The organism is Achromobacter sp. JD417 (assembly GCF_041879325.1).
GTDB classification, from domain to species: Bacteria; Pseudomonadota; Gammaproteobacteria; order Burkholderiales; family Burkholderiaceae_B; genus Achromobacter; species Achromobacter mucicolens.
The window spans coordinates 2,235,632-2,248,770 of sequence record NZ_CP087159.1; the positions used below are offsets into that span (position 1 = coordinate 2,235,632).

Below are 13,139 nucleotides of genomic sequence, written 5' to 3' on the forward strand. Positions count from 1 at the left end.
CCGTCAAGCCTTGGTGATCTTGACCGCGCACTTCTTGAAGTCGGTCTGGAACGAGATCGGATCGGTGGCGTCGAGCGTGACCTTGTTGATCAGTTGGCCGGCGTCGAACCAGGGCACGAACACCAGGCCGCGCGGCGGCTTGTTGCGCCCGCGCGTCTCCACGCGGGTCTGCATCTTGCCGCGCCGCGACGCGATCTCCACCAGTACGCCGCGCCGCAGCCCCATGGCCTGCGCGTCATCCGGGTGCATGAAGCAGACCGCGTCGGGGAAGGCGCGATACAACTCCGGCACGCGCCGCGTCATCGAGCCGGAGTGCCAGTGCTCCAGCACGCGGCCGGTGGACAGCCAGAAGGGATATTCCTCGTCCGGCACCTCGGGTGGCGGCTCGTAGGGCAGGGCATAGATGTTGGCCTTGCCGTCCGGGTTGCCATAAAAATTGAAGCCAGAGCCGACCTTCACGTACGGGTCCGCCTTCTCGCGGTACCGCCAGCGCGTCTCGACCCCGTCCACGACGGGCCAGCGCAGCCCGCGCACCTGGTGATAGGTGTCAAAGGGCGCCAGGTCGTGGCCATGGCCGCGACCGAACTCGGCGTATTCCTCGAAGAGCCCCTTCTGCACGTAGAAGCCGAACGCCTTGGCCTCGTCGTTGGCGTACTCCGGGTCCAGGTCCGTGTTCGGAAACTTGTTGACCTTGCCGTTCTCGAACAGCACCTGAAAAAGCGTCTTGCCTCGAAGTTCGGGCTTTTTGGCCAGCAGGTCCGCGGGCCAGACCTCGTCGGTGGTGAAGCGCTTGGAGAACTCCATCAATTGCCACAGATCCGACCGCGCGCCGCTGGGCGCGTTGACCAACTGGTGCCAGAACTGCGTGCGCCGCTCGGCGTTGCCGTAGGCGCCTTCCTTCTCGACCCACATCGCGGTGGGCAGAACCAGATCCGCCGAGATTGTCGTCACCGTCGGGTAGGCGTCGGACACCACGATGAAATTCGCGGGGTTGCGGTAGCCGGGGTAGCCTTCGTTCAACATGTTGGCCGCGGCCTGCATGTTGTTGTTGACCATCACCCAGTAGGCGTTGATGGTGCCGTCCTTCAGCATCCGGTTCTGCAAAACCGCGTGGGCGCCAACCTTTTCGGGGATGGTGCCGTCAGGCAGCCCCCAGACTTCTTCGGCGCGCGCCCGGTGCTTGGGGTTGGTCACGACCAGATCCGCGGGCAGGCGGTGCGAGAACGTGCCCACCTCGCGCGCCGTGCCACAGGCGGACGGCTGGCCCGTCAGCGAAAACGGGCTGTTCCCCGGGGTGGAGATCTTGCCCGTCAGCAAATGGATGTTGTAGACCAGGTTGTTCGCCCACACGCCACGGGTGTGCTGGTTAAAGCCCATGGTCCAGAACGACATGACGCGGATCTTCGGGTCGGCGTACAGCTCGGCCAGCGCTTCCAGATTGCGCGCCGGCACACCGGTCAGCTTGGCGGTGTATTCCAGGTCGTACTTGGAGACGAACTTCGCGTACTCATCGAAGGTGATCGGGCGCGACCCGCCGGCATTGTTGGCGTTCTTGGCGGCCTTTTGCAGCGGGTGCTCCGGACGCAGGCCATAACCGATGTCGGTATTGCCCTCCAGGAACCGGGTGTGCTCGTCGACGAACTCGCGGTTGACGCGCTTGGTCTTGATGATGTGGTTGGCGATGTAGTTCAGGATCGCCAAGTCGGTCTGCGGCGTGAACGTCAGCGACACGTCCGCCAGCTCATATGACCGGTTCTCGAAGGTGGACAGCACCACCACCTTGGTATTGGGCTTGCTCAGCCGCCTGTCGGTCACCCGCGTCCACAGGATAGGGTGCATTTCGGCCATGTTGGCGCCCCACAGCACGAAGGCGTCGGCGCTTTCAATGTCGTCATAACAGCCCATGGGCTCGTCGGCGCCAAACGTGCGGATGAAGCCCACCGCCGCCGACGCCATGCAGTGACGGGCGTTCGGGTCGAGGTTGTTGGTGCGGAACCCCGCCTTCATCAGCTTGAGCGCGGCGTAGCCTTCCCAGATGGTCCATTGGCCCGAGCCAAACATGCCGACGGCTTCGGGGCCTTTGTCCTTGAGCACGCGCTTGAACTGTTCGGCCATGACGTCAAACGCCTGGTCCCACGAGACCGGGGCCAGTTCGCCATCCTTGGCGTACTTGCCGTCCTTCATGCGCAACAGCGGCGACGTCAGCCGGTCATTGCCGTACATGATCTTGGACAGGAAATAGCCCTTGACGCAGTTCAGGCCGCGATTGACTTCCGCGTTGAAGTCGCCGTGCGTCGCCACGACCTGGTTGTCCTTCACCGCGACGTTCACGCCGCAGCCGGTCCCGCAGAATCGACAGGGCGCCTTCGACCACTTTAGCTTGGCGGCTTCCGATTCGGTCACGATGTTCTGCGTGTAGCCCACGATGGGGATGCCGGCTACCGTGGCGGCAGCGGCGGCGGCAGATTGCTTGATGAACGCTCTACGAGCCATGGACATCGTCAATCTCCTCATTCATCGCGGCAAGCGTGTCGGAATGCTGATACACCAGCGCCGACGCCAGCACGCCATCCAGCCGCTGGATCTGCGCGATGCGCGCAAGCATGTCTTCGGTAGAGGGGGCTTCCAGCGTGACCACCAGCTTGCCGGTCTCGGAAGCGCCGTGGATTTCGCCGCCGTCGATCGCAAGGATCGCGCCGCGAACATCGGCCAGCCGGCGCGGGGCGGCATGCACCACCATGCTGGCGATGTGCAGCTCGGGCGCCGCGCTACAGGACGCGGGGGCGGGCCGACTGTCGGGGGAAGGGGGGAGGGCGCTTGTCATCAGCTTCCCGGGGGGCCTGCAAACATCTGGTAGATCCAGACCGCAAAACCGTACCCGGCCACGATGACTACTGCCAGCACCGGAGCCATGACTGCCGCCAGGAACAGGAAACTTCGGAATTCCTGGGCTTTCGTGTAGCCATCGGATTCGTCTTGCACACACCACCTCGCTGCAAAAACTTGTAGGGGTATTGCGTCAAACGTACTGATGCGAAACTTTGTAGCAGATGAGTTTGCGCCGCGTCAATGTTGCAACACAGCGAAATATTCGAGAAGGTACAGCGGACTGTTTACTTTGCGATGACGGCAAAGACAGTCCGTGCAGCTGCCAGTGGAGATGTCAGCGGAGCCGCGTGCGGCCACGTGGGCCGACCGCGGCGCCGCCCGCCGCCGCGTTAGGCGACCGCGACGCGGCCCGCCGCCGCGTCAGCCGATCGCGCCGTATATGCGCCGGGCGTCCGCCGCCGTCGCCAGCGGCCGGCCCAATGCCCGCGCGCCTTGCGCGGCTTGCGCCACCAATGCCGCGTTGTCCGGGGCGATCGTCCCGTCGCGCAGCTTCAGGTTGTTCTCAAACCCCACGCGCATGTGCCCGCCAAACGCGGCAGCCGTCGTGACGCAGGCGTTTTCCTCGGGGCCGAAGGCGCAGATGGCCCACGGCAGCGAATGATCGTAGGCGGCCAGAAAGGGCAGCAGGTCGTACGCCGACGACGTCTGCCCGGCGCTGTAGCGCCCCAGCACGAACAGCACCGACCACGCGCCGGGCGGCACCAGCCCGCGCGCGCGCAGCGACAGCCAGCGGCGCACGTCGGCCTCGTCGTACAGGATGATCTGCGTCATGATGCGGCGCTCGGCCAGCCACGCCAGGAAGGCGGCCAGTTCCGCTTCGGCAATGCCCGGCACGGCGATTTCGCGCAGGCCGATGGAGACGGCCTCGGGCTTCAATTCGCGCACCATCGCGATCTGTTCCGCGGCCTGGTACACGCCCGCCGCTTCGCTGGTCACCTGCACCAGCAGTTCGTCGCCGACTGCCTTGTGCACCGCGGCAAGCGCGTCGCGATAGGCCTGGGCATCCAGCAGGTGGCTGCCGTCGGGCTTGCGCACGTGCATGTGCATCATGGCCGCGCCGGCGTCCAGGCAGGCGCGGGCCTCGCTGGCCAGCGCCTGCGCGGTCAACGGCACGGCAGGGTGGTCGGCGGTCTTCTTGTAGGCGCCATTGGGCGCGACGGTGATGATGACGGGCGAGTCGGCCAGCGCGGCGCGCGGCAGGACGGGGGCCGGGGCGCTCATGGCTGGATCTCCGGCAGTTCGGGGGCAATCAGGTCCAGGCCCGCGCGCAGCAGCCTGTCGTAGCGGGCGCGTTCGGCGGCGATGGTTTCGGGCGACCAGACATGAAAGCCTTCTCCGGCCTTCATGCCGTGGCGCCCGTCGGCGGCGCGTTCGGTCAGGCAGCGCGCCGGGTGGTCGGCGTTGCAGAAGGTGGGATACATCGTGGCGCCGGCCGCCGCATGAACGTCGATACCGGCGTGGTCGCGCTGCATGACGGGGCCAGCCGCCAGGAACCGGAAGCCGAAGCCGAAGCGCACGGCGGCATCCACGTCCTCGGGCGACGCGATGCCGCGGTCGATGAGGTCAAAGGCTTCGCGGGACAAGGCGTGCTGCAGGCGGTTGGCCAGAAATCCGGGCAGATCCTGCTTTACCTTGACCGGCACGCTGCCGCAACGCCGCATGAACGCAATCAGCGTGTCGGCGCAGGCCTCGTCGCTGGCCTCGCCCAGCACCACTTCCACTAGCGGCACCAGGTGCGCGGGCATGAAAAAGTGCAGGCCCAGCATGCGGCCGCGCGTGTCCAGCCCCTGGCTGATCGCACTGATCGGAAAGCTGGAACTGTTGCTGGCCAGGATGGCGTCCGGCCGCGTGCGCCGCGCCAGGTCCGCAAACAGGGCCTGCTTGATGTCCAGCCGCTCGGGAATGCACTCGATGACCAGATCCACGGTGGACCAGTCCACCGCGTCCAGCGACGGCGCGGTGGCCAGCAGCGTGGCGTTCGCCTCGCGCCCGATGACCTTCAGGTTCTCCGCCACCCGCGCCGGCACGCCGGCCGCGCGCTCGGCATTCGATTCGATCACCGTCGTGCGGCACGCCGCGCGCGTCAACACGACGGCCACATCCGCGCCCATCGTGCCGCCGCCCACCACCACTGCATGCGCCGCGCCCGGATTGGGCAGCGCCTTCGCGTCCTTCTGCATGCTGTTCTCCTGATTCTGGAAACCCGTCTGGAGGCGAGTGTAGAGAAGCGCGGTTGATTGATGAATCAGAATTTTTGAATAGAATGATCGGTCAATCAGATCAATAACACCCGGGGATAAACCATGCAGATCAATCTCTCGATGCGCGACATCGACACCACGCTGGTGCTGGGCCGTACGCTCAACTTCCGGCAGGCCGCCGGGCAGCTGCATCTGTCGCAGTCGGCGCTATCCACGCAGGTCCAGCGGATCGAGGAGGCGCTGGGCGTGCGACTGTTCGACCGCACCACGCGCACCGTGCGGCTGACGGCCGCGGGCGAGGTCTTTCTGCAGCAGGCCGCGACCCTGCAGGCAGCGTTTCGCGACGCAATCGCCGCCGTGAGCGGCATTTCCAGCGCGGAAGAGGGCCAGGTGTCGGTCGCCGCGCTGCCGTCGCTGGCGGCGCGGCTGCTGCCGCGCGTGTTGATGACCTACCGCCAGGCGCACCCGCATGTCGCGCTGAAGGTGCGCGACACGCTGTCCGGCCCGGCCTTCGACCTGGTGCGTGCGGGCGAAGTGGACTTTGCCCTGACCGCCGCCGACCCGCAGCACGCCGACCTGCACTACGTGCCGCTGATGTCCGACAGCTTCATCCTGCTGATCCCCGAGGCGCATCCGCTTGCGCGCGCAAAGGGTCCGCTGCGCTGGGCCGACACGGCCGGCGCGGAGCATGTGTCCATGGTGCACCCGAGCAGCGTGCGCCAATACACGGAATGGGCCTTCCTGCAGAACCGCATCCGCTTTGCGCCCGCCTTCGAGGCCGAGCACCTGACCACCATCGTGGCCATGGTGGAATGCGGCTTCGGCGTGGCCGCGCTGCCAGAGATCGCCGCCGGCGCGGTGGCGCAGACCGGCATCGTGCAGCGCCGCCTGACGGCGCCGGTGGCCGAGCGCTCAATTGGCTTGGTGACGGCGCGCAACCGCAGTTTGTCGCCCGCCGCCGTGGCGCTGGTGCAGACGCTTCGGGAGTACGTGGCGGCGCAGCCGCGATGAAAAAAGCCGGCCTCGTTGCGGAGGCCGGCTTTGCGGCAGGCAGCGGATTCGCGGCGCGGGGGCCGCGAATCCTTGCAGGCGTACGGATCAAAAATCAATCTGCGCCGACAACAAGAACGTGCGCGGCGCGGCCACCGTCGCGTACGAGCCGCTGGCCAGCCAGAAGTCCTTGTTGAACAGGTTTTCGATATTCGCGCGGAACACCACGGAGCGGCCCAGGATTTCGGTGTTGTAGCGCGCGCCGATGTCGTAGCGGGTCCACGAGGGCAGGGTCAGCGTGTTGGCCGCGTTGAAGTACATCGACGAGGTGTGGATCACGCGGGCGTTCAGGCTCAGGCCGCGCACCCAGGGGGTGTCCCAGTCCACGCCCAGGTTGAAGGTGTTCTTCGGCACGCCGTTGGCTTCGTTGCCGTCGTTCACGCCGCCCGCGGTGCGCTTGAGGGTGGCGTCGTAGAACGTGGCGCTGGCCATCATGCGCAGGCCGGGCATGGCTTCACCGAAGGCCGACAGTTCCAGGCCGCGGTTGCGCTGTTCGCCGTCGAAGCTGTAGATCCGCGTGTCGGGATCGGTCATCGAGTTGGGGCGCGTGATCTGGAACACCGAGGCGCTGGTGATGATCTTGCCCCAGTCGACCTTGACGCCCGCTTCGTATTGCTTGGACTTGTAGGGCGCAAACACCTGGCCGGCGTTGGCGGCCGTGGCGGGGGCGATGCCGCCGCGGGTCAGGCCGGAGGTGAAGTTGCCGTACAGCGAGACATTGGAAATCGGCTTGAAAACGATGCCGGCGACCGGGGAGATCGCGCTTTCGTCATAGGCGTTCAGGCGCGCGCCGGTGGCGGTGGAATAGTTGTCCAGCGCGACGCGCTGGTTGCGCAGGCCGCCGGTGATCAGCAGGGTGTCGTCGGCGAAGGACAGGGTGTCGGTCAGCGTGTAGCTGGTCAACTCGGTCTTGGACGCCGTTTGCGGCGCGCCGCGGTAGGCCGTGACCGGGGGCAGCGGCGCGGGGCGGTAGATGCTGGACGGCACGCCCGGGCGCGAAGACGTGACGTAGGCGTTGCCGGACTCCTGGTCCAGGCGCGTGGCCGACAGGGTGACGGTGTGGCCGACGCCCCAGGTGTCGAAGCGGGCGCGCAGGCCGACGTCGCCCGTCCAGGTGCGCGAATACGAGTCGTAATAGGCGTTGGACACCGTGAAATTGCCCAGCGCATCGGCGGGGCCGGACGGGAAGGTCTGCTCGGCGGTGCCGTAGCGGTAGCCGGTCGCGCCGTAGACCATCAGGTGGTCGTTGATGTCGTACTCGAGGCGGGTGGCCACGGTCGAGTCGTTCAGCTTGAGCTTGGTGCCGGGATAGAAGTTGCGGTGGCCGGATGGCGGCGACGGCAGCGAGGTCACGTTCGACTGGAAGCCGATCTGGGGACGGAAATTGTCGATGTCTTCGTGCTGCGTGTAGGCGTCCAGCGACCAGCGCAGCTTCGTGCCGCGGTAGTCGAGCGCCAGCGCGCCCACGCCTTGCTCCTGCTTGCCGTCATCGATGTTGGTGTCGCCGTTGCTGTAGACGCCGTTGACGCGGATGCCCCATTCGTTGTTCTCGCCAAAGCGCCGGCCCATGTCGAGCTGGCCGCCCAGTTGCGATTTGCTCTGGTAGGTGGTGGTCAGGCGGGTCAGGGGGTCGTCGCCCGCGCGCTTGGTGACGATGTTGATGCCGCCGCCGATGCTGCCGCTGGGGCCGATGCCGTTCATCAGCGTGCCGGGGCCCTTCAGGACTTCGACGCGCTCCATCATGGCCGCGGGCATGCGGCTGGCGGACGCCAGGCCGTACAGGCCGTTCAGGCCCACGTCGCCTGCCGCGACGGAAAAGCCGCGGATCTGGAATTCATCGGAGAAGCCGCCGCTGGACGTGGTGGTGCGCACCGAGGACTCGCTGATGACGATGTCGGCCAGCGTGCGGGCCTGCTGGTTCTCGATCATCTGCGCGGTGTAGTTGGTGGTGCTGAACGGCACGTCCATGACGTCGCCCGTGCCCAACACGCCCAGGCCGCCGCCGCGCGCCACCTGGCCGCCCGCGAAGGGCGCGGGCAGGGTGGGATCGGCAGCCGAGGCCGTCACCGTCACGGCGGGCAGTTGCGTTGTGGCGATGCCCGCGCCGGCCGGGCGGTCCAGCACATAGCTGCCATTGGACTGCGGCAGCACGCGGATGCCGGTGCCGGCCAGCAGGGCGTCCAGCCCGCCGCGCACGCCGTAGGCGCCACGCAGTCCGTTGCTTTGCAGGCCAGCCGTCACGTCGGGCCGGAAGGACAGCACGATGCCGGCTTCGCGCCCGAAGCGGCCCAAAGCGTCCTCAAGCGTTCCCGCGGGAATGTCGTAGCTGCGCGTGGCGGCGGCCTGCGCGTGGGCGGCGGTGGGGACGGCCAGTGCGGGGGCCGCGAGCAGCGTGGCGGTGGCGATGCGGCCCGCCAGACGCGCCGTGGCTGCGCGGCGCAGGATGCGGGAGGACTGGCGCTTGGGCGCCCGGACGTGATTCATGAACTGGCCTTTCAGAAAGGTGAGGTTGCTGTGTGCTCACCCTCCTTGACCCTTCGGATCGAAAAACGGATCAGCTTTTTTGTAACAGCGGCGGCGGACGCGCCGTGTCGGGGCCGGCGATGAGGTGCAGGCGGCGGCCGCGCCAGCGCCGCGTCTCGGTTTCCACGCGGATGTCCAGCGTGGCGCTGAGCGCGGCCAGCACCTTGTCCACGTTGTTGACGGGAAAGGAACCGGACAGCAGCCGGTCCGCCACGGCAGGGTCGCAACTCAGCGTATCGCGGCAATAGCGGCCGAGTTCGGCAATGAAATCGGCCAGGCGCATGCCGCGCGCCACGATGAAGCCGTCCTTCCAGGCGATCTGGTTGGTCTCGGCGGCGGCCGGCTGCGCGACGCCACGCGACGAGTAATGGGCGCGCAGTCCCGCTTGCAGCGTCAGTCCGTGCGCGGCGTCGTCGCGCGGGCGGATCTGGACGGCGCCTTCGAACACGCTGACCTCGGTCGAGGTGTCCAGCAGCCGCACGGCGTATTCGGTGCCCAGCGCGCGCGCGGTGCCGTGCGCAGTCTCGACAAGAAAGGGCCGGTGGGGTACGCCTGTCTCTTGGGCGGTGGTGATCAGGATTTCGCCCGCGATGAGCGCCACTCGCCGCAAACCCGCGCTGTAGCGCACGTCGATGGCGCTGTCGGTGTTCAGCACCACACGGGTTCCGTCCGGCAGCGTCAGGCTGCGGTGTTCGCCGATGGCGGTGCGATGGTCTGAGACCCAAGTGCGCCACGGGGCGCTCTGCCCGACGCCCCAGGCCGCGCCGGTGGTGATACCCAGGACGCTCACGGCCTTCAATGCGCGCCGGCGCTGGGCGCAGGCGGGGGCGGCCAGCGCTGCCTGCGCGATGGCCGAGCTTCCCGGGCCGGCCAGCGGATGCAGGCGGCCTTGCACGGATTCGATGCGCAGCCACGCGCGTTCGTGGTCGGGGTGCGCGGCGCGCCAGCGGGTCCATGCCCGCACCGTTTCCGGGGCGACGGGGTCGTCTTGCAATTGCACCAGCCATTCCAGCGCGCGTTGCGCGACGGCGGGCGACACGGCAGCCGCATCGCGGGTGGCGCCGTACCACGGCGAGGCGGACATGCGGCGGCTCATCCGCTAAAAGACAGATCGGCGAAGCAGCAGCGCTGCAAGGCCTTGACGAGATAGCGCTTCACCGTGGGAACCGAGATGCCTAGCGCTTCGGCCACCTGGGCATGCGTGTGTCCGTCCAGCTGCGACAGCAGGAATGCCTGCCGCACGATGGCGGGCAGCCCATCCAGCAGGCGGTCCAGTTCCAGCAGCGTTTCCAGCACGATGGCCCGGTCCTCCGGCGACCAGTGCACCGCCTGAGGCGCCTGGGCCAGCGCTTCCAGATACGCGCGCTCCAGTTTCTCGCGGCGCCAGTGGTTGGACACCAGGTGCTGGGCGACAGTGGTAAGAAACGCGCGCGGCTCGGTGAGCGTGGCCGGAATCCGGTCGCTGCTAAGCAGGCGGATGAAGGTGTCGTGCGCCAGGTCTTCAGCCTGATCGGCGTTGCCCAGGCGGCGGCGCAACCAGCCTCTCAGCCAGGAGTGGTGATCGCTATAAAGCGTTTCGATGGAGGAGGGGAAGGCGCATCCCGGCGTACTCAAGATCCAACCTTTTGATCAAGCCGCCGGCGCCTCGCAGTCGGAGGCGGGACAACTGCTCATGCGAATTACAGGAAATAGTAATTGTTATTATTACCGATTCCAGGCAGGGCTTGTCAAATTGTTGCCGGGCGCGGGCGGCCGGGCGTTGCCGGCAGGCGTCAGCGCGGCGCGCCAGCGACTGGGTACGCGCCCTGCGTCTGCGCATACGCCTGTTGGGACGCCAGATAGGCATCGCGCGAGGGAATCAGGTGGTCGCGGCACACGGCCATCAGCGCGTCGCGGTCGCCGTCGCGCAGTGCCTGGATCATCGTCCAGTGTTCCTGCCGGGCCCGTTCGCGGTGGCCGGCTGTCACCAGCGAGCCGAAGCGGATCGGGTGGGTGCGGCGCGCGTATTCCTCGATGGCCTGCCCCAGCACGGCGTTGTCCAGCAGGCCTACGAATTCACGGTGAAAGTGCTGGTTGCTGCGGAACACGCGGCGCGCGTCGCCCGCGGCCACCGCGGCGTCGTGCTCGCGCTGCACTGCCACCAGCGCGGCCAGCCGCGCTTCGGGCACGGGCAGCGGCATCTGGCGGGCGGCGTGCACTTCCAGCACCTCGCGCAAGGCGTACAGCTCCATGACCTCGCGCACCGAGAACGCCCGCACCACCGCGCCGATGTTGCGCTTTTTCTCGACCACGCCCAGAAGCTCCAGGTCGACCAGCACCTGGCGCACCGCGTGCCGCTTCATGCCAAAACGCGCCATCAGCTCGTCCTCGGTCAGGCGTTCGCGCGGATGCAGCCGGCCGAAGACGATGTCTTCCTCCAGCGCGGCCACCGCCGCCTGTACGGCGTCGGGGGCGGGCTCCTGCAAGGCGGCGGGCGTGATGGCGTTCATGGCGATGAGGGCAGGTTTACTTCTTGGGCACCGTGTCGTGCGTGACGCCGGCGCGCAGGAAGTCGAAGTCGACGCCCTGGTCGGCCTGCGTCACGGACTGCAGGAAGAGCTTGCGGTAGCCGCGGTCGGCTGCCGGCCGCGTGATGGGTTGGGCGGCGGCGCGGCGCGCCAATTCGGCGTCGTCGACCAGCAGCGCGATTTCGCGCCGGGCCACCGACAGGCGGATGCGGTCGCCGTTCTGCACATAGGCCAGCGGACCGCCGATGGCGGATTCCGGCGTGACGTGCAGCACGATGGTGCCGGCCGCGGTGCCGCTCATGCGGCCGTCCGAGATCCGGACCATGTCCTTGACGCCGGCGCGCGCCAGCTTCTTCGGGATGGGCATGTAGCCGGCTTCGGGCATGCCCGGCGCGCCGGTGGGGCCGATGCGCTTGAGCACCAGGATGTCGTCGGCGGTCACGTCCAGCGCGTCGTCGTCGATGCGGCGCGCCATGTCCTCGGCGTCTTCGAACACCACCGCGCGGCCTTCGTGCTCCATCAGTTGGGGATTGGCCGCCGACTGCTTGATGATGGCGCCGCCGGGCGCCAGGTTGCCGCGCAGCACGGCCAGGCCGCCCACCGGATAGATGGGCGCGGCGGCCGTGCGGATGACGTCCTGCTTGAAGGGCGGGGGGGCGTCGTCCAGTTCTTCGCCCAGCGTGCGGCCGGACACGGTGAGCACGTCCAGATGCAGGAAGGGACGTAGCTCGCGCAGCAGGGCGGGCATGCCGCCCGCGTCGTGGAAGTCTTCCATGTAGTGCTGGCCCGACGGCTTCAGGTCGACCAGCACGGGCGTCTCGCGGCTGATGCGGTCCAGCCCGGCCAGGTCGATGTCGATGCCCAGGCGGCCGGCAATGGCGGTCAGGTGGACGATGCCGTTGGTCGACCCGCCGATGGCAAGCAGCACGCGCAGCGCGTTTTCGATGGACTTGCCGGTCAGGATGCGGTCCGGGGTCAGGCGCGAAGCCGCCATGGCGACCGCGGTGGCGCCGGTGTGCTCGGCCACGCGCACGCGGTCGGCGGTGACGGCCGGGGCCGAGGCGCCGCCGGTCACCATCATGCCCAGCGCTTCGGTGATGCAGGCCATCGTGCTGGCCGTGCCCATGACGGAACAGGTGCCCACGCTGGCGACGAGCTGGTTGTTCACGTCGGCGATCTCGACAGCGTCGATTTCCTCGGCGCGGTAGCGGCCCCAGTAGCGGCGGCAGTCGGTGCAGGCGCCCACGCGCTCGCCGCGGTGCGAGCCGGTCAGCATCGACCCGGTGACGAGCTGGATGGCGGGTACGCCTGCCGAGGCGGCGCCCATCAGTTGCGCAGGCACGGTCTTGTCGCAGCCGCCGATCAGCACGACGGCGTCCATCGGCTGCGCGCGGATCATCTCCTCGGTGTCCATGGACATGAGGTTGCGCAGGTACATGCTGGTGGGCTGCGAGAAGCTTTCGTGCACCGAGATGGTGGGAAAGTCCATCGGCAGGCCGCCGGCCAGCATGACGCCGCGCTTGACGGCCTCGATGAGCTGCGGGGCGTTGCCGTGGCAGGGGTTGTAGCTGCTGCCGGTGTTGACGATACCGATGATGGGACGCGCCAGGGCATCGTCCGACAGGCCGGCACCCTTGATGAAGGCCTTGCGCAGGAACAGCGAAAAGCCCTTGTCGCCGTAATTCGTCAGCCCGCGGGCCACACCCTGCGCGGTGGCGCTGTCGCTGTCAAAGGGGCCCTTGCCGGGCTTGCCGCCCTTGGTCTCGTCCGTCATTTTCAGTCCCGATAATATTATTGATAATCCTGCGGCGTCATCATATCCAGCCCCTTGCAACGCCCGCAAGCGGTTTGTGCAGATGCCTTCTATTGATCTGAAATAAAGATCAGTCGATAGAAAAATGGCGATTCTTCAATCAAGCACGGACCCCTACACTGGCTCGGTTGACGAACCGGGCGTCCGTTCATTCCT

11 protein-coding genes are annotated in these 13,139 nt (G+C 67.4%); 1 reads left to right on the forward strand and 10 read right to left on the reverse strand.

The window, feature by feature from the left end:
• Positions 1-3: 3 nt before the first annotated feature.
• From napA to LN047_RS10315, 5 genes are all read right to left on the reverse strand, one after another.
• A complete protein-coding gene (gene napA / locus LN047_RS10295; protein ID WP_373981687.1) occupies positions 4-2,499 on the reverse strand; it encodes a periplasmic nitrate reductase subunit alpha in 2,496 nt (831 codons plus the stop codon).
• Entirely contained in the window at positions 2,483-2,824 is a 342-nt protein-coding gene (locus tag LN047_RS10300) for a chaperone NapD (protein ID WP_223575259.1), read from the reverse strand. Before LN047_RS10300 ends, napA begins: the two co-directional genes overlap by 17 nt.
• On the reverse strand, positions 2,824-2,982 hold the full coding sequence (napE, locus tag LN047_RS10305; RefSeq protein WP_056316205.1) for a periplasmic nitrate reductase, NapE protein: 159 nt from the start codon (positions 2,980-2,982) through the stop codon (positions 2,824-2,826). The genes LN047_RS10300 and napE overlap by 1 nt, the downstream gene beginning before the upstream one ends.
• Positions 2,983-3,249: 267 nt before the next feature.
• Positions 3,250-4,110, reverse strand: a complete 861-nt coding sequence (locus LN047_RS10310; protein ID WP_373981688.1) for a 3-keto-5-aminohexanoate cleavage protein — start codon at positions 4,108-4,110, stop codon at positions 3,250-3,252.
• On the reverse strand, positions 4,107-5,069 hold the full coding sequence (locus LN047_RS10315) for a 3-hydroxyacyl-CoA dehydrogenase family protein (protein WP_373981689.1): 963 nt from the start codon (positions 5,067-5,069) through the stop codon (positions 4,107-4,109). Before LN047_RS10315 ends, LN047_RS10310 begins: the two co-directional genes overlap by 4 nt.
• Before the next feature lie 123 nt (positions 5,070-5,192).
• Here LN047_RS10315 and LN047_RS10320 point away from each other — a divergent pair, with 123 nt between their 5' ends.
• Positions 5,193-6,101 (forward strand): LysR family transcriptional regulator, encoded by a 909-nt coding sequence (locus LN047_RS10320; protein ID WP_373981690.1) that lies wholly within the window; start codon positions 5,193-5,195, stop codon positions 6,099-6,101.
• Positions 6,102-6,188: 87 nt separating this feature from the next.
• Here the strand turns inward: LN047_RS10320 and LN047_RS10325 are convergent, their stop codons facing one another.
• The 5 genes from LN047_RS10325 to LN047_RS10345 all read right to left on the reverse strand — a co-directional run bounded on the left by LN047_RS10325 (position 6,189) and on the right by LN047_RS10345 (position 12,944).
• Positions 6,189-8,624 (reverse strand): TonB-dependent siderophore receptor, encoded by a 2,436-nt coding sequence (locus tag LN047_RS10325; RefSeq protein ID WP_373981691.1) that lies wholly within the window; start codon positions 8,622-8,624, stop codon positions 6,189-6,191.
• Positions 8,625-8,694: 70 nt separating this feature from the next.
• Positions 8,695-9,747: a FecR domain-containing protein gene (locus LN047_RS10330; protein ID WP_373981692.1), complete on the reverse strand. Its 1,053-nt coding sequence runs from the start codon at positions 9,745-9,747 to the stop codon at positions 8,695-8,697.
• An 8-nt stretch (positions 9,748-9,755) separates the two neighbouring features.
• Positions 9,756-10,277 carry a sigma-70 family RNA polymerase sigma factor gene (locus LN047_RS10335; protein ID WP_152384048.1) on the reverse strand — a complete coding sequence of 174 codons (522 nt, stop codon included), beginning with the start codon at positions 10,275-10,277 and terminating at the stop codon, positions 9,756-9,758.
• A 158-nt stretch (positions 10,278-10,435) separates the two neighbouring features.
• Positions 10,436-11,152 (reverse strand): GntR family transcriptional regulator, encoded by a 717-nt coding sequence (locus tag LN047_RS10340; protein ID WP_062840810.1) that lies wholly within the window; start codon positions 11,150-11,152, stop codon positions 10,436-10,438.
• Between the two features lie 16 nt (positions 11,153-11,168).
• Complete coding sequence (locus tag LN047_RS10345) at positions 11,169-12,944, reverse strand: IlvD/Edd family dehydratase (protein ID WP_062840811.1); 1,776 nt, start codon at positions 12,942-12,944, stop codon at positions 11,169-11,171.
• Positions 12,945-13,139 lie beyond the last annotated feature (195 nt).